This window comes from Pseudomonas sp. Eqa60, from assembly GCF_018326405.1.
GTDB classification, from domain to species: Bacteria; Pseudomonadota; Gammaproteobacteria; order Pseudomonadales; family Pseudomonadaceae; genus Aquipseudomonas; species Aquipseudomonas protegens.
On the sequence record NZ_AP024342.1, the window covers coordinates 5342833 to 5359495 of the forward strand.

Annotated in this window: 15 protein-coding genes; 4 read left to right on the top strand and 11 right to left on the bottom strand. The window is 63.8% G+C overall.

What is annotated here, in order from left to right; all coding sequences use genetic code 11:
* Positions 1-100: 100 nt before the first annotated feature.
* On the top strand, positions 101-961 hold the full coding sequence (locus KI242_RS24050) for a MurR/RpiR family transcriptional regulator (RefSeq protein WP_169892262.1): 861 nt from the start codon (positions 101-103) through the stop codon (positions 959-961).
* Between the two features lie 15 nt (positions 962-976).
* Here KI242_RS24050 and KI242_RS24055 read toward each other — a convergent pair whose 3' ends face one another.
* From KI242_RS24055 to edd, 11 genes are all read right to left on the bottom strand, one after another.
* Positions 977-1831 carry a D-hexose-6-phosphate mutarotase gene (locus KI242_RS24055; protein ID WP_212805613.1) on the bottom strand — a complete coding sequence of 285 codons (855 nt, stop codon included), beginning with the start codon at positions 1829-1831 and terminating at the stop codon, positions 977-979.
* Between the two features lie 128 nt (positions 1832-1959).
* Positions 1960-3309 carry a carbohydrate porin gene (locus tag KI242_RS24060; RefSeq protein ID WP_011062867.1) on the bottom strand — a complete coding sequence of 450 codons (1350 nt, stop codon included), beginning with the start codon at positions 3307-3309 and terminating at the stop codon, positions 1960-1962.
* 88 nt (positions 3310-3397) lie between these two features.
* Positions 3398-4558, bottom strand: a complete 1161-nt coding sequence (locus KI242_RS24065) for an ABC transporter ATP-binding protein (protein WP_015636741.1) — start codon at positions 4556-4558, stop codon at positions 3398-3400.
* 3 nt (positions 4559-4561) lie between these two features.
* Positions 4562-5407, bottom strand: coding sequence for a carbohydrate ABC transporter permease (locus tag KI242_RS24070; RefSeq protein WP_011062869.1), 846 nt, complete (start codon positions 5405-5407; stop codon positions 4562-4564).
* Entirely contained in the window at positions 5400-6308 is a 909-nt protein-coding gene (locus tag KI242_RS24075) for a sugar ABC transporter permease (protein ID WP_011062870.1), read from the bottom strand. The genes KI242_RS24070 and KI242_RS24075 overlap by 8 nt, the downstream gene beginning before the upstream one ends.
* Before the next feature lie 120 nt (positions 6309-6428).
* Complete coding sequence (locus tag KI242_RS24080; protein WP_011062871.1) at positions 6429-7721, bottom strand: ABC transporter substrate-binding protein; 1293 nt, start codon at positions 7719-7721, stop codon at positions 6429-6431.
* Positions 7722-7837: 116 nt separating this feature from the next.
* On the bottom strand, positions 7838-9097 hold the full coding sequence (locus KI242_RS24085) for an AGE family epimerase/isomerase (RefSeq protein ID WP_053159864.1): 1260 nt from the start codon (positions 9095-9097) through the stop codon (positions 7838-7840).
* A gap of 222 nt (positions 9098-9319) precedes the next feature.
* Positions 9320-10789 carry an ATP-binding protein gene (locus KI242_RS24090; RefSeq protein WP_019094564.1) on the bottom strand — a complete coding sequence of 490 codons (1470 nt, stop codon included), beginning with the start codon at positions 10787-10789 and terminating at the stop codon, positions 9320-9322.
* Positions 10779-11510 (bottom strand): response regulator transcription factor, encoded by a 732-nt coding sequence (locus tag KI242_RS24095; RefSeq protein WP_015636744.1) that lies wholly within the window; start codon positions 11508-11510, stop codon positions 10779-10781. The genes KI242_RS24090 and KI242_RS24095 overlap by 11 nt, the downstream gene beginning before the upstream one ends.
* 69 nt (positions 11511-11579) lie before the next feature.
* Positions 11580-12536 (bottom strand): glucokinase, encoded by a 957-nt coding sequence (locus tag KI242_RS24100; protein ID WP_011062875.1) that lies wholly within the window; start codon positions 12534-12536, stop codon positions 11580-11582.
* Entirely contained in the window at positions 12533-14359 is a 1827-nt protein-coding gene (edd, locus tag KI242_RS24105) for a phosphogluconate dehydratase (RefSeq protein WP_011062876.1), read from the bottom strand. Before edd ends, KI242_RS24100 begins: the two co-directional genes overlap by 4 nt.
* A 223-nt stretch (positions 14360-14582) precedes the next feature.
* On the opposite strand from edd, the gene gap reads away from it, so the two are divergent.
* The 3 genes from gap to KI242_RS24120 all read left to right on the top strand — a co-directional run bounded on the left by gap (position 14583) and on the right by KI242_RS24120 (position 16659).
* Entirely contained in the window at positions 14583-15587 is a 1005-nt protein-coding gene (gene gap, locus KI242_RS24110; protein WP_011062877.1) for a type I glyceraldehyde-3-phosphate dehydrogenase, read from the top strand.
* A 15-nt stretch (positions 15588-15602) separates the two neighbouring features.
* Entirely contained in the window at positions 15603-16067 is a 465-nt protein-coding gene (locus KI242_RS24115; RefSeq protein WP_011062878.1) for a methylglyoxal synthase, read from the top strand.
* 73 nt (positions 16068-16140) lie between these two features.
* A complete protein-coding gene (locus tag KI242_RS24120) occupies positions 16141-16659 on the top strand; it encodes an RNA polymerase sigma factor (RefSeq protein WP_011062879.1) in 519 nt (172 codons plus the stop codon).
* Positions 16660-16663 lie beyond the last annotated feature (4 nt).

Sequence of the window (16663 nt, forward strand, 5' to 3'; positions counted from 1 at the left end):
CCTGCACCGACAATCCGTCGGTGCGCCTTGCTCGATTGACCGCTTCCCGGCCCTGCCCGCAGCGCCTGTCTAGCCGATCTAGGAAACCTTAATGGACCGAGTGCGAAACCTTCTGGAGCAGATCCAGAACCGTCTTGAAGAACTGAACAAGGCGGAACGTAAAGTCGCCGAAGTCATCCTGCTCAACCCGCAGCAGGCGACTCGCTTCAGCATCGCCGCCCTGGCCCAGGCTGCCTCGGTCAGCGAACCGACGGTCAATCGCTTCTGCCGCTCCTTTGGCGTCAGCGGCTACCCGGAACTCAAGCTGCAACTGGCCCAGAGCCTGGCCAGCGGTGCGGCCTATGTCAGCCGTGCCGTGGAGGCCGACGACAACCCAGAAGCCTACACGCAAAAGATTTTCGGCAGCGCCATCGCCTCCCTGGACAGCGCCTGCCAGGCCCTGGACCCGAACCTGATCAGCAAGGCCGTGGACTTGTTGATCCAGGCCCGGCAGATCCACTTCTTCGGTCTCGGCGCCTCGGCCCCGGTGGCCCTGGACGCCCAGCACAAGTTCTTCCGCTTCAACCTCGCCGTCACCGCCCACGCCGATGTGCTGATGCAACGGATGATCGCGTCGGTGGCTCATACCGGCGAATTGTTCGTGATCATTTCCTACACCGGCCGCACCCGCGAACTGGTGGAAGTGGCGCGTATCGCACGGGAAAACGGCGCCTCGGTGCTGGGGCTGACCGCAGAAAACTCGCCACTGGCCAAGGCCAGCACCTTGAGCCTGAACATCCCGCTACCGGAAGACACCGACATCTACATGCCGATGACCTCGCGGATCATCCAGCTCACCGTACTCGACGTGCTGGCCACAGGCATGACCCTGCGCCGCGGCGTGGATTTCCAGCCACACCTGCGCAAGATCAAGGAAAGCCTCAACGCCAGCCGCTACCCGGTGGGCGACGAGTTCAACTGAAGCCGGGCCGGCTCCCTACCCCGCAGCGCGCGCCTGCAAGCTCAGGTGCGCTTGCTCCCCGGGCGCCAGGCGCAGGCTGTCGGTGCCACCCACAGCCGCTTCGACACAGACGAACCGCGACACCTCATTCCAGCTCACCCCCAGCAGCGGCCGGGTGCCGGGGTGCCAGACCACGGTGTCGGCATGGTCACCGGTATCGATGCACAACTCGCGCTGCCAGGCGTGATCCTTGAGCTGCAACTCACCCTCGTGCTGGAACACCCGCTGGCAACCGCCCTCGACCCGCAACTCGCCCTGCTGCTGGCAGACCTGACGGTTCAACTGGTCATAACCCTGGGCGCCATCGAGCCCAGACAGCGCTATCTCGCCGACATCACCAATACGCCAGTAGGCGTGCAGAGCCTGGCTCAACTGGCAGGGTTCGGTGTCCTGGTGCTCGGTGCTCAGGCGCAGGTCCATGCTCTGGCCCAGGTGCGCATGCAGGTCGACCTTCCAGTCGCACAACTGCAATTGCCAGTGCAGGCGCACGCCCTCTTCATCACTGCTGCTGTCCAGCAGCTTCCAGTCCAGCAGCCGCGCCCAGCCATGGGAAGGCCAGGCATTTTCGCTGGGATGGCGCCCATACCAGGGCCAGCACACCGGCACTCCGCCACGGATCGCCCCCACCTGCGGCCACTTCGCCGCACACCACAGCCAGGGCTTTTGTCCGGCCGGCTGGAAGTGCAGCAACTGGGCACCCTGACGACTGAACACGGCCTGGCACAGCGGGTGATCGATCACCAGCATGTCACGCAGTTGATAACGCTCCCAGGCAAACACCGGGCGCTCGCGCAAGGATCTGAAAAAGCGTTGTAGCGGATGCTCATGCATGGGCCGCAGTCCTGAAAATCAATGCTGTCTCGCTACTCATGAGGGGGGCGCCGGCCCGACAAAAAAAAGCGGACGGCCCAGGCCATCCGCAAAATGCGCACAGAGAGAAGGAGCTTATCGCAACGGCCTTAGAACACCGACTGAATTTTCAGGCCGGCCACCAGCGCGTTGTCGACTTCATCCACACCACCCGGGTGGGTGATGTATTGCAGGTTGGGGCGCACGGTCAGCCAGTTGGTGACGTGGAAGCCATAGTTGATCTCGTAGTTGTATTCGGTGTCGCGCAGCGGCATGTACAGCGGGTTGTCGTAGTTGCTGATGCCGTTGTCCTCGTTGATCAGCTGGGCGTTCTTGCGCACATCGTCGTTGACGTGGATCCGAGCAAAACCGATGCCGACGTCATCTTTGGGACGCGCATCGAACGGCCCCTTGTACACGAACATCAGCGACTGGTAGTTGTCGACGACGTTGGTGTCCTTGTCGTGAAAGGTGGCATTGGCGGCGATGTTCAGGCCCCGGGAAGCATCACCGTTGTGGGTGGTGAGTTGCTGCTGCCCGACGAACCAGTAGCCGTGCTTGCTGTTGTGCACGCGATAGGCATCGCCCGTGTTCGCGGCATCCTGACCATTGACGTCCTTGCGCACATCATTGGCATCGGCCGTGCTCTTGTAGTAACCGACGCGGTACTCGCCCGGCAGGCTGTTGAGCTTGGGCGACCAGACCAGTTCCACCGGCAATACGGTGCCCTTGGTGCCGCTGCCGCTGAGCTTGAAGCCGTTGCCGTGCTCCAGTTGCGACGGGTTCTGGTTGTAGGCGCCGATTTGCGCATACAGCTCGGGGGTGATGTTGTACTTGATGCGCAGCGCCGCCTGGCTGACCGGCCAGTTGTACCAGATGCCGGTGGCCCAGTTGCCCACCTGGGAGCCGCAGAACGCCAGGTTCTGGAAGTCGCAGGGGAAGGTGTTGAAGTCTTCGCCTTCGCCGAAGTAGCCGGCCTTGACGTCCAGCTTGCCGTCGAGGAACTGGTGCTGAACCCACAACTGGGTCAGGCGGACCATGTGCCCCCGGCCATAGACCTCCTGGGAGGAGCTCAAGGTGCCGGCACGCGGGTCGCCGATGCGGTCGTTGGAGATGTTCTGGCCGTTACGGTTGGTCAGCTGGATCTTGGCCTGGGTGTTGTCCCAGCCCAAAAGCTTCTGCAGGTCGAACGCCACGCCCAGGCCGAACTGGTCGCTGTAGCGCCCGGTCTTGTCGTCGTTGTAACCACCATGCAGGTTGGCGCCCATTTCACCGACGTAGTCGGCCTTGATGTCGATCCCCTGCTCGATCAGCTTGGTGCGCTCGCCGCCCCAGTCGCCGGTCATCCATTTCGAATCGGCGCTGAACGCCTCATCGGCCATGGCATTGCCGGACAGGACCAGGGCCGCCACCGCCGACAACTGGCAGAGCAATCGGGTGTTGCTGTGTTGCTTTTTCATCCCTACATCCTCGTCTTTATTGTTATTAACGATTTATCCAACGCGGTTTACAGCAGTGGCGACGGATGACAGGCCATCCGTCACGGATTCAGCGACCCTTGAACTGCGCCACATTGCCGCCCCGGGCCTCTGTCACCGGTGCCCCGGCGGCGCCCAGGCGTTCACCGCTCTGGGCGTCGAACAACAGCACCCGGGCCGGATCGAACTGCAGTGTCAGGGTTTCCCCGGCCTCGGGGGCCTGGTCCGGTGCCAGGCGGCAGCAGACCTTGGTGCCATTGAGCGTGACGAACACCAGGGTGTCGGGGCCAGTGGGCTCGATCACCTGGACCTCGGCACGAATGGTCGGCAGGCCGTTGGCCTCGCCCGCGGCCAGGGCGATCTGTTCCGGGCGAATGCCGAGGATCACCTCACGGTCTTCCAGCCCGGCATCCTGGGGCCCCAGGGGCAGCTCGCAGCGAGCCTGGCCACTGTCCAGCAGGGCCAGCAGGCGGCCGTCCTTGCGCTGCAGGCGCAGGGGGATGAAGTTCATCGGTGGCGAACCGATGAAGCTGGCCACGAACAGGTTGGCCGGGTCGTTGTAGATCTGCTTCGGGGTGCCGAACTGCTGGATGATCCCGTCCTTCATCACCGCCACCTTGTCACCCAGGGTCATGGCTTCGATCTGGTCGTGGGTGACATAGACCGTGGTGGTTTTCAGACGCTGGTGCATCAGCTTCATTTCTGTGCGCATCTCCACCCGCAGCTTGGCGTCGAGGTTGGACAGCGGCTCGTCGAACAGGTAGATCTTCGGCCGCCGGGCCAGGGCCCGGCCCATGGCCACCCGTTGCTGCTGGCCACCGGAGAGCTGGCCCGGCTTGCGGGTGAGCAGGTGCTCGATCTGCAGCAGCTTGGCCACCCGCGCCACTTCCGCGTCGATCTCGGCGGCAGGCATCTTGCGGATCTTCAGGCCGAAGGCGATGTTGTCGCGCACGCTCATGGTCGGGTACAGCGCGTAGGACTGGAACACCATGGCGATGTCACGATCCTTGGGGCTCATGCCGCTGATGTCGGCGTCGTCCACCAGGATCGCCCCGCCACTGATGTTCTCAAGGCCCGCGATGCAGTTCATCAGGGTGGATTTGCCGCAGCCGGATGGGCCGACGAGGATCAGGAATTCACCGTCATCGATCTTCAGCTCGATGTTCTTCAGGGTGTCCGGCAGGCCGGCACCGTAGGTCTTGTTGACGTTGCGTAATTCGAGAGTTGCCATGCCTTACCCCTTGACCGCGCCGGACGTCAGCCCGCGCAGGAAATACTTGCCGGCGAAGATGTAGACCAGCAGTGTCGGCAGCCCGGCGATCATCGCCGCTGCCATATCAACGTTGTATTCCTTGGCCCCGGTGCTGGTGTTGACCAGGTTGTTCAGGGCCACGGTGATCGGTTGCGCGTCGCCACTGGCGAACACCACGCCGAAGAGGAAATCGTTCCAGATCTGGGTGAACTGCCAGATCAGGCAGACCATGATGATCGGCACCGACATCGGCAGCAGGATCTTGCCGAAGATGGTGAAGAACCCGGCACCGTCCAGGCGCGCAGCCTTGACCAGCGCATCCGGCACGCTCACGTAGTAGTTGCGAAAGAACAAAGTGGTGAAGGCCAGCCCGTAGACCACGTGCACCAGCACCAGGCCGGTGGTGGTGTTGGCCAGGCCGAACTTGCCCAGGGTGAACGAAGCCGGCAGCAGCACCGTCTGGAACGGCAGGAAGCAGCCGAACAGCAGCAGGCCGAAGAACAGCTGGGAGCCGCGAAAGCGCCACATCGACAGCACGTAGCCGTTCATTGCACCGATGAAGGTAGAGATCAGCACCGCCGGCACGGTGATCTTCACCGAGTTCCAGAAGTAGCCACCGACAGTGTCCCAGGCCTTGATCCAGCCGATGCCGTCCACCACCTGTGGCCAGCTCAAAAGGTTGCCGGTGCGGATATCCTCCGGGGTCTTGAAGCTGGTGAGCAGCATCACCACCAGCGGTATCAGGTACACCGCCGCCGCCAGCAGCAGGGTGGCGTAGATGGCGATCCGGCTGAAGTTCAGGGTCGGTTTGCCAAGGGAGTCAGTCATGGCGCTTGCCCCGCAGTTCGGAATACAGGTACGGCACAAGGATGGTCAGCACGGCGCCCAGCATCAGCATGGCGCTGGCCGAACCTATGCCCATCTGGCCGCGGCTGAAGGTGAAGGAATACATGAACATCGCCGGCAGGTCGGAGGAATAGCCCGGGCCGCCCGCGGTCATCGCCGCCACCAGGTCGAAGCTCTTGATGGCGATGTGGGCGAGGATCATGAAGGCACTGAAGAACACCGGCCGCAGGCTCGGCAGGACAATCTTCAGGTAGATGGTCGGCAGGCTCGCACCGTCCACCTGGGCGGCGCGGATGATCGACTGGTCGACACCCCGCAGGCCGGCGAGGAACATCGCCATGACAAAGCCCGAGGCCTGCCACACCGCGGCGATCACCAGGCAGTACACCACCCGGTCCTGATCCACCAGCCAGTCCAGGCGAAAGCCTTCCCAGCCCCAGTCGCGAAGCATCTTGTCCAGGCCCAGGCCGGGGTTGAGCAACCACTTCCAGGCGGTACCGGTGACGATCATCGACAGCGCCATGGGGTACAGGTACACGGTGCGGATAAAGCCTTCCTTGCGGATGCGCTGGTCCAGCAGCACCGCGAGGAACACTCCCAGCACCAGGCTGATGGCGATGAACATGCCGCCGAAGACCGCGAGGTTCTTGCTCGCCACCCACCAGCGGTCGTTGTCCATCAAGCGCAGGTATTGCTGCAGGCCGACCCACTTGTAGCTCGGCATGAAGCTGGAATTGGTAAAGGACAGAATGAACGTCCAGATGATGTAGCCGTAGAAACCCACCAGCACGATCACCATGCTCGGTGCCAGCACCAGCTTGGGTAGCCAGCGCTGCAATGCATCTAACGGTGAGGCTTTGCTGAAAACCGCCACAGAGCTCATCGGAATAACCCAGTCAGGAGTGAATCCGGGCTGCACACCGTCGCTGCATGGGCCGGGGCACAGGCAGGGCGGCGACAGTCACGGGTGAGCCGCCGGCGTACCGGCGGCGGGGTTCAAGGATTACTGCGCGGCCTTGACCGCCGAAGCCAGCTGCGCACTGGCCTTGGCCGGGTCCGCATCCTTGTCGTTCATGAAGTTGGTCACCACGTCGAAGATCGCGCCCTGCACCGCCAGGGAAGTGGCCATGTTGTGCGCCATGCTCGGCTGCAGGCCGCCGGTCTTCTCGTCTGCCAGGAAGTCCTTGGCCGACGCCTGGGCGCAGGAGTCGAAGCCCTCGGCGCTCATGTCGTTGAGCATGTCGGTACGCACCGGGATCGAACCCTTGTTGATGCTGAAGACTTTCTGGAAGTCCTTGCCCAGGGCGACCTTGGCCAGGTCCTGCTGGGCAGCGATATCGCCCTTGCGGTCGGCCTTGAGCTTGAACACCGCCAGGGAGTCGATGTTGTAGGTGAAGGCCTTGTCGGTACCCGGGAACGGTACGCACTGGTAGTCCTTGCCGGCGACCTTCTTGGCCGCGGTCCACTCGCTCTTGGCCCAGTCGCCCATCATCTGCATGCCGGCCTTGCCGCCGATCACGTCGGCTGCGGCAATGTTCCAGTCACGCCCGGCACGGTTGGGGTCCATGTAGCCGGTGATTTTCTTCAGCTCGGTGAAGGCCTTGGCCATTTCCGGGCCGGAGAGGGTTTTCTGGTCCAGGTCCACCAGGGCTTTCTTGTAGCCCTCCGGGCCCATGACCGAGAGCACCACGTCTTCGAACACGGTGCTGTCCTGCCACGGCTGGCCGCCGTGGGCCAGGGCGATGAAGCCGGCGGCCTTGAGCTTGTCGCCGGCGGCATAGAATTCTTCGAGGGTGGTCGGGGCCTTGTCGATCCCGGCTTTCTTGAACACGGCAGGGTTGATCCACAGCCAGTTGACCCGGTGGATGTTCACCGGCACCGCCACGTAGTCACCTTCGTACTTGACGGTATTGGCCACCTTGGGCGACAGCAGGCCGTCCCAGTTCTCGGCCTTGGCCACGTCCTTGAGGGTATCGGTGCTGAGCAGGCCGGTGCTGCCCCATTCCTGGATGTCCGGGCCCTTGATCTGCGCCACACCCGGCGGGTTGCCGGCCACGGCGCGGCTTTTGAGCACGGTCATGGCAGTGGAACCGCCACCGCCGGCCACGGCGCCGTCCTTCCAGGTGAAACCGTCTTTTTCCACTTGGGCCTTGAGCACATCGACGGCAGCTTTTTCACCACCCGAAGTCCACCAGTGGACGACTTCCACGGAACCTTTGGAGTCGGCGGCGAGGGCACTCAGGGGAAACAGAGAGGCAAGGGAAATGACAGTGGCGAGGCGAGAAATCGCATTCATTTGAAGTACCTTTCTTGTTGTTATGCATGCAAGTCTGGTGCTTGCGCTGCAAACGAGTCTAAACAGCCTAGTCGATCATTCGAGTAACGAAGCGATGGGGAAATGTCACCACATGGTTACACAAGGCCCGGAACAGACACCTGGGCCAATGCAGAAGCCATGCTCGGGGCCAACGGCAGGCGCGGGATCAGCACCGCCTGCCAGGCGTGATAGAGGTCCGGCTTGCCGCCCCAGATCCGGGCTGACGGCTGGTTGTCCGGGCCCAGTTCGTGGTGCCAGCTACCGTGCCTGCGGTCGATGAAATGGGCCTCGCAGAATTCCCAGAAACAGCGGTACCAGGCCTCGTACTGGGCCTGGCCGGTGCGTTTGAGCAAGGCGCTGGCGGCGGCGCTGGCCTCGGCGTGGGTCCAGTGCAGGCGCTCGCGCACCACTGGCTGGTGGTCCCAGTCCAGGGTGTAGACCATGCCCGGGGCGCCATCGACGCTCCAGCCATGGCGGCAGTTGCTTTCGAACAGCTTCTGCGCGTCCTGCACCAGCCAGCCGGGGGTCAGCATGCCGGCCTTCACCCGCGAAGCCTCCAGGTGCAGCAACAGCCGCGCCCATTCGAAGCCGTGTCCCGGGGTGGTGCCAAAGGGCCGGAAACCGTCGGCGGGAAAGGCCTGGTTGTAGTCACGAAGTGGTTGCCAGGCGAGGTCGAAATGCTCGATCACCATGAAGTCGTTGGCCGCCGCCTGAGTGTGGATCACCCGCTCGACGATCCGCAGGGCGCGGGTCAGCCAGCGTGAGTCCTGGGTGACATCGGCCAGGGCCAGGAACGCCTCGGTGGCGTGCATGTTGCTGTTGGCACCGCGATAGGCTTCCGGCTGACTCCAGTCGCAGTTGAAAGACTCGCGCAGCGCGCCCTCCTCCTCGCTCCAGAAATGCCGGTCGATGATGGCGATGGCCTCCTCCAGCAAACGCTCGGCGCCGGGACGTTGGGCCACCACCGCGGAGCTGGCCGCCAGAGCGACAAAGGCATGCAGGTAGGCGGCCTTGGTGCTGTTGCCGTCGGCCTGCCCGGCCACGGCGAACCAGCCGCCGTGCTCGGCATCACGCAAGGGCCCGCCGAGGGCGGCGATGCCGTGGTCCACCAGAGCGGCATAACCCGGCAGGCCCTGGATATGGGCCATGGCGAAGCTGTGGGTCATGCGCGCGGTGTTCATGGTTTCGGCCTGGGCGCCGCTGGGCAGGCGGCCCTGTTCATCGAGGTTGCCAAAGCCCGCAGGAAGCCGTGAGGCCTTGGCAAAATCCAGCAGGCGCAGGCCTTCGGCGGCGAGCCAGGCCTGATGTGCAGGGGCATTCAGCCAACTGCTGAATGGCAGGGAGAGAGCGTCCATGGGTGACCTGTTGTTGTTTTTATCGAAGGCTTGAGTCTAATCAAGCCGCCTGCGACCGCAGGTAACAAAGGACCAGCGCAATGTCACCAAGCCGTGACATTGCACTCCCCCATAGGAGCCGGCTTGCCGGCGAAGAGGCCCTTGAGCCCTGTGGTGCCCTTGAGGACGCCTTCGCTGGCAAGCCAGTTCCTCCACAAGCCAGCGCTTACAACGGCCGGCAGGTCAGTCGAAGGTCCGGGGCAGGTAAAGGGTTACGCGCAGGCCGCCTTCGCGCAGGTTCTGCAGGCTGACTTCGCCGCCATGGCTGTGGGCGATGTTGCGGGCAATCCCCAGGCCCAGGCCGTAGCCCTGCTGCTGGCCAGCAAGACGGAAGTGCGGCTCGAAGACTTGCTCCAGGCGCTGCTCCGGTACGCCGGGGCCTTCGTCGTCGACATGCAGGACAAAGCCGCTGTCGTCGTCTTCGATGTGCAGGTGAGCGTTCTGTCCGTACTTCAGGGCATTGTCGATCAGGTTGCCCATGCAGCGCTTGAGCGCCAGGGGCTTGCCCGGGTAGCTGGCCAGGGCCCGGCCCTGTTGGGTCACGCGGCCATTGCCGTTGGGTGCCAGATAAGGCTCTACCAGGCAGTCGAGTACCTGATTGAGGTCCACCGGCTCGATGTTCTCGTGGATGTCGGTGTCCTTGACGCACTGCAGCGCGCCCTTGACCAGCAACTCCAGTTCATCCAGGTCGCGCCCGAACTTGGCCTGCAGTTGCTCGTCCTCCAGCAATTCCACCCGCAGGCGCAAGCGGGTGATGGGGGTGCGCAGGTCATGGGAGATGGCGCTGAACAGCTGGCTGCGCTCGGTCAGGTAGCGGCTGATGCGCTCGCGCATGCTGTTGAAGGCCCGGCCCACCTCCACCACTTCACTGCCGCCGCCCTCCGCTACCGGCTCGACGTCGGCCCCCAGGGACATGTCCCGCGCCGCCCGGGCCAGGCGCTTGAGGGGCCGGCTCTGCCAATGCACCAACAGGCCGATGAACAACAGCAGAAAACCGCTGGTGAGCAGGATGAACCACACCTGCTGTGCCGGCAGGCCTTGTTCTTCCAGGCTGGTATAGGGCTCGGGCAACAGCGAGGCGATGTACAGCCACTCTCCCGGCGCCATCTGGATCTGGGTCACCAGCACCGGCGGGTTTACCGGTTCCAGGGTCAGGGCGTAATGGGCCCAGGAGCGCGGCAATTCGTCGAGCTTGAGGCCGCCATTGAAGATCCGCAGGTCATCGGGGCTGACGAAGGTCACGGAGATATCCGCGTCATTGCCCAGGGACTGGCGCAACACCTGCTCCACGGCTTGCAACACCGCTTCTTTGCGCGGGGTGGCGGGCAGCACCTGCATGCCCAGGGGCTTGTCGTTCAGGGTCACGACAAACCGCGTACCGCCCATACTGCGCAACTGGTCCAGCACCAGGGGCCGGTACGCCACCGGCAACGAACGCAGGTAACTGACGCTGGCGGTCATCGAGTGGGCCAGGCTGCGGGCGCTGGTCACCAGCCCTTCGAGCTGGGTGGCGCGCAGCTGGGAAACCCAGATCACGCTGGACAGCGCCTGGGCGAACAGCACCGCCAGCAGGGTCAAAAGCAGCATCCGCCCCAGCAGGGAACGGGGCACCGGCAGGCGCCGCAGCACTTTGCGCAATGCCTCAGTGGCCATTGCCGGCAACCACATTGGCTGCCAATTGATAGCCACTGCCGCGCACGGTGCGAATCAGCCGCGGCGGCTTTTCGGTGTCACGCAGACGCTGGCGCAGGCGGCTCACCGCCATGTCGACGATGCGATCCAGGGGCATCAGGTCACGCCCGCGGGTGGCATTGCCGATGGTGTCGCGATCGAGGATTTCCTGGGGATGGTCGAGAAACAGCTTGAGCAGAGCGAAGTCGGCGCCGGAGAGAATCACCTCCTCGCCATCGTTGTGGAACAGCCGGTGGCTGATCACATCCAGGCGCCATTCGTCGAAGCACAGCACCTCGCCGACAACCCGCTCCTGGGTGAACTGCACGCGCCGCAGCAGGGCCTTGATCCGCGCCTGCAGCTCCCGGGGGCTGAAAGGCTTGCCCAGGTAGTCGTCGGCGCCCAGCTCCAGGCCGATGACCCGGTCGGCCTCGTCGGAGCTGGCGGTCAGCATGATGATCGGCACCTGGCTGCGCTTGGGATGCTGGCGGATCCAGCGGCACAGGCTGAAGCCGTCTTCGTCCGGCAGCATCACATCGAGGATCACCAGGTCGCTGGGCGCCTCGTTGAGGGCCAGGCGAAAGCCGGCCCCGTCGGCGGTGCTGCGCACCTGGAAGCCGCAGCGGCTGAGATAGGTTTCCAGCAGCTCGCGAATTTCCTGATCGTCGTCAACCAACAAAATCGACTTACTGACTGAACTCACCGGGGCCGTCCTTATTGTTAGGCAGGGTGCGCGATTATGCCTGATGCCGGGTCGCCTGCCAGGGCGGCGTCAGCCCTGGGCCTGCTCCAGGGCCACGCCTGCACCGGTGAGCCCGGAATAGGGCGCGGTCACCAGCCACACCGGGATGCCCTTGAAGTAATCGCTCATGCAACCCTTGTCGGCAAAGCTCTTGGCAAAGCCGCTGTGGATGAAGAAATCGGCAAAGCGCGGAATCACCCCACCGACGATGTACACCCCGCCACGCCCCCCGGTGGTCAGCACGTTGTTGCCCGCCACCCGGCCCAGCCAGCAGCTGAACTGCTCCAGCACTTCCCGGGCGATCGGGTCGCCGGCCAGGCCGGCCGCGGTGATGGCCTCCGGAGTCTCGAGCCGCGGCTCATGGCCGTCCACCGCGCAGATCGCCCGGTACACCCGGGGCAGGCCGCCACCGCTCAAGGCAGTCTCGGCGCTGACATGGCCGATCTCGTCGTGAATGTGCTGCCAGAGCTGGGTTTCCCGCGCACTGCTCAAGGGCAGGTCGACATGCCCGCCCTCTCCCGGCAAGGCCATGTAACGACCGTCGCCGAAGTTCAGCAGGGTGCCCACCCCGAGGCCCGTGCCCGGGCCGATTACCACGGCCGGGCGCAAGGGTTCGGCAACGCCTTCGCAGACCACGCGAAATTCATCCGGCTGCAGGCGGGTCATGCCCAGGGCCATGGCCGAGAAGTCGTTGACCAACAGCAGTTGGTCCACCTGCAACGCCTGGCAGAAAGCCTGGCGGCTCAGGCGCCAGTGGTTGTTGGTGAAGCGAAACTCATCGCCGCTGACCGGGCCGGCCACCGACAGGCACACCGAACCTATGGCACCCAGGGCCAGCCCCTGGTCCCGCAGGTAGGCCTTGATGGCGTCTTCCGGGCAGCTGTAGTCCGCAGTGGCGTGGACTTCGATTGCCTCCAGTTGTTGGTCTTTCCACAACGCGAAGCGCGCGTTGGTGCCACCAATATCACCGACCAGGGCCAGTTTCACTTGAGCGTCTCCAGGGCAGAGGTAAAGGCGCTGGCGCCCTGCTCTGCCGAGCTGAAGGCCATGCGCATGAAGGCGAAGAGTTCGCGGCCGGTGCCAACGTTGTTGCCCAGCAGGCCCTTGGCCGGCTCCCGGGCGGCGAATTCTGCGGCGTCTACCTTAAGCTCCAGGGTGCCCTTGACGCCATCCACGCGGATGATATCGCCGTCCAGCACCCGGGCCAGCGCGCCACCCACCTGGGCTTCGGGGCTGACATGGATCGCTGCCGGAATCTTGCCCGAAGCGCCGGACATGCGCCCGTCGGTGACCAGCGCCACCTTGAAGCCGCGGTCCTGCAGCACCCCGAGGAAGGGGGTCATCTTGTGCAGCTCGGGCATGCCGTTGGAGCGCGGGCCCTGGAAGCGCATCACCGCGACGAAGTCCTTCTCCAGCAGGCCGGCCTTGAAGGCATCGGCCAGGTCCTGCTGGTCCTGGAACACCACGGCCGGGGCCTCGACGATCTGGTGCTCCGGGGCCACCGCGGAAACCTTCATCACGCCGCGACCGAGGTTGCCTTCCATGACCCGCAAGCCGCCCTCCGCAGAGAACGCCCGGGCCACCGGGCGCAGGATGTTTTCGTCCAGGCTTTCGATCGGGCCGTCGCGCCACACCAGCTTGCCGTTGTCCAGGAAGGGTTCCTGGGTATAGCGGCTCAGGCCGCGGCCGGCCACGGTATTGACGTCTTCGTGGAGCAGGCCGGCTTCCAGCAGCTCGCGGATCAGGAAAGACATGCCGCCCGCCGCCTGGAAGTGGTTGATATCGGCCTTGCCGTTTGGATAGACGTGGGACAGGGTCGGCACCACCTCGGAGAGGTCGGCCATGTCCTGCCAGGTCAGCTGGATGCCCGCCGCCTGGGCGATGGCCGGCATGTGCAGGGTGTGGTTGGTGGAGCCGCCCGTGGCGTGCAGGGCAACGATGGAGTTGACCAGCACGCGCTCGTCGACGATCTCGCCAATCGGCATGAAGGCCCCGCTCTGCTTGGTCAGGCGCGTGACCTGCTGCGCCGCCTCATGGGTCAGGGCATCGCGCAGCGGCGTATTGGGGTTGACGAAAGAGGCGCCCGGCAGATGCAGGCCCATCACTTCCATCAGCAACTGGTTGGTGTTGGCGGTGCCGTAGAAGGTGCAGGTGCCGGGGCTGTGGTAGGACTTCATTTCCGACTCCAGCAGTTCCTCGCGGCTGGCCTTGCCTTCGGCGTAACGCTGGCGCACGTCGGCTTTCTGCTTGTTGGAAATGCCCGAGACCATGGGCCCGCCCGGAACGAAGATGGTCGGCAGGTGACCGAAGCGCAGGGCGCCCATCATCAACCCCGGGACAATCTTGTCGCAGATCCCCAGCATCAGCGCGGCATCGAACATGTTGTGAGAGAGGGCCACCGCCGTAGACAGGGCGATCACTTCACGGCTCGGCAGGCTCAGTTCCATGCCGGCCTCGCCCTGGGTCACGCCATCGCACATGGCCGGGGTGCCGCCGGCGAACTGGCCCACCGAGCCGATCTCGCGCAGGGCGCGCTTGATCTGCTCGGGGAACACCTCGTAAGGCTGGTGCGCCGACAACATGTCGTTATATGACGAAACAATTGCCACGTTGGCCGCATTCATCATCCGCAGGTTGTGCTTGTCGTCGGTGCCACAACCGGCCACGCCGTGGGCGAAGTTCGCACATTGCAGCTTGCCCCGCTGCGGGCCATCGCTGGCGGCATCGCGGATCAGCGCGAGATAGGCCTGGCGAGTGGCGCGACTACGGGCGATAAGCCGTTCGGTGACCTCAAGAACGCGGGGATGCATGTGTAGAACTCCAGGCTAACGGATGTGGCGACCTGTTTGTCTATGCTGATCAGACGCGCCACCGCGCAGGGACAGCGGAGGATGTTTCTGACCATTTGGACCAGTTGATTCAGGTCACTCGTTGTAGATAAGACAAAATATTGCCACTAAAAAGGCTTGTTTTCTATTTCTATGCGAATAATCTTGTAATTCCAACAACAAATTCAACGACAGGCGTTTGCACATGACTCTTCGAATCGCAATCAATGGTTTTGGCCGTATCGGCCGTAACGTCCTGCGCGCACTTTATACCCAAGGCTATCGCCAGGATCTGCAGATCGTCGCTATCAACGATCTCGGAGACAGCGCTATCAATGCCCACCTGCTGAAATACGACACCGTGCACGGTACTTTCGACGCCCAAGTCGAACACGATCAGGAAAGCCTCACCGTGAATGGCGATCGGATTGCCGTCAGCGCCATCCGCAACCCGGCCGAACTGCCCTGGGCCGCGGAGAAGATCGACGTGGTGTTCGAATGCACCGGCCTGTTCACCGACCGCGCCAAGGCTGCCGCCCATCTGACCGCCGGTGCCCGCAAGGTCATCATCTCGGCCCCGGCCAAGGGCGCCGACGCCACCGTGGTCTACGGGGTCAACCACGACATCCTGCGCCAGTCGCACCAGATCATCTCCAACGCCTCGTGCACCACCAACTGCCTGGCGCCAGTGGCCCAGGTACTGCACCGCGAGCTGGGCATCGACAACGGCCTGATGACCACCATCCACGCCTACACCAACGACCAGAACCTCACCGACGTCTACCACAGCGACCCCTATCGCGCCCGTTCGGCCACCCAGAACATGATCCCGAGCAAGACCGGCGCTGCCGAAGCGGTGGGCCTGGTGCTGCCGGAGCTGGCTGGCAAGCTGACCGGCATGGCCGTGCGAGTACCGGTGATCAACGTGTCCCTGGTGGACCTGACGGTGACCCTCAAGCGCGACACCACCGCCGAAGAGGTCAATGCGTTGCTCAAGAGCGCCAGCCAGCACTCGACGATCCTCGGCTACAACACCCTGCCGCTGGTCTCCAGCGACTTCAACCACAATCCGCTGTCGTCGATCTTCGACGCCAACCACACCAAGGTCAGCGGTGGCCGGTTGCTCAAGGTGCTGGCCTGGTACGACAACGAGTGGGGTTTCTCCAACCGCATGCTGGATAACTGCCTGGCCCTGTGCAACGCGGAATAAAACGGATATTCGTCGATGATCGGTATCAGTTTCACCCACAAGACCATGGCCGCGCGCAAGCGCATCGCCCTGGTCGCTCATGACCACTGCAAGGCGTTCCTGCTGGAGTGGGCCGGGCGGCAGAAGGCGCGCCTGGCCGAGCACGAGCTGGTTGCCACCGGTACCACCGGCCTGTTGCTGAGCAAGCACCTGGGGCTGCCGGTGGAAAGCATGATCAGCGGCCCCCTGGGCGGCGATCAGCAACTGGGGGCGCAGATTGCCGAGCAACGGGTCGACCTGCTGGTGTTCTTCTGGGACCCCTTTGAACCCCAGCCCCATGATCCGGACATCAAGGCCCTGTTGAGGGTAGCGGCGGTATGGAACATTCCGGTGGCCTGCAACGAGTGCAGCGCCGACTACCTGCTCAGCAGCCCGCTGATGAACCAGGCCCATGAGCACCGGATTCCCGACTATCAGGCCTACCTGGCCGGCCGAGGATAATTCACGCAAGGCTTGACCATTGACGTAGATGACAATCATTATCATCTGCTGAAAAAATGGATCAGGCCTTGCTGTGAGTCAATCGCACTTCAACCACGTCTTCCTCACCCAACGCATTTCTCTGCTGCGAACGCTGGAGCGGATGGTCAACAACCACAGCACCGCCGAAGACCTGCTGCAGGAAACCTACCTGCGCGTGACCCGGGCCCTGAGCGAGCGGCCGATCACGCACCTTGAACCCTTTGTCTTCCAGACCGCGCGCAACCTCGCCCTGGATCACCTGCGGGCCCGGCGCATCCAGGGCCGCACCCTGCTCGAAGACGTACCGCCGGAGGTGGTGGAGAATGTCGCCGCGCCCGTCAGCAGTGCCGAAGACGCGGCCCACGCCGAGCAGATGCTGGAACGCCTGAACCTCAGCCTCGGCCAGCTCAGCCCGCGCCAGCAGCAGATCTTCATCCTCAGCCGCCTGCACGGCCACAGTTACCAGGAGATCGCCGACGAGCTCGGGGTTTCACTGAGCACGGTGCAAAAGGAATTGAAACTGATCATGGCCATCTGCATCGGCGTCGCCGAACGTCTCGACGGCCAGTGAGTCT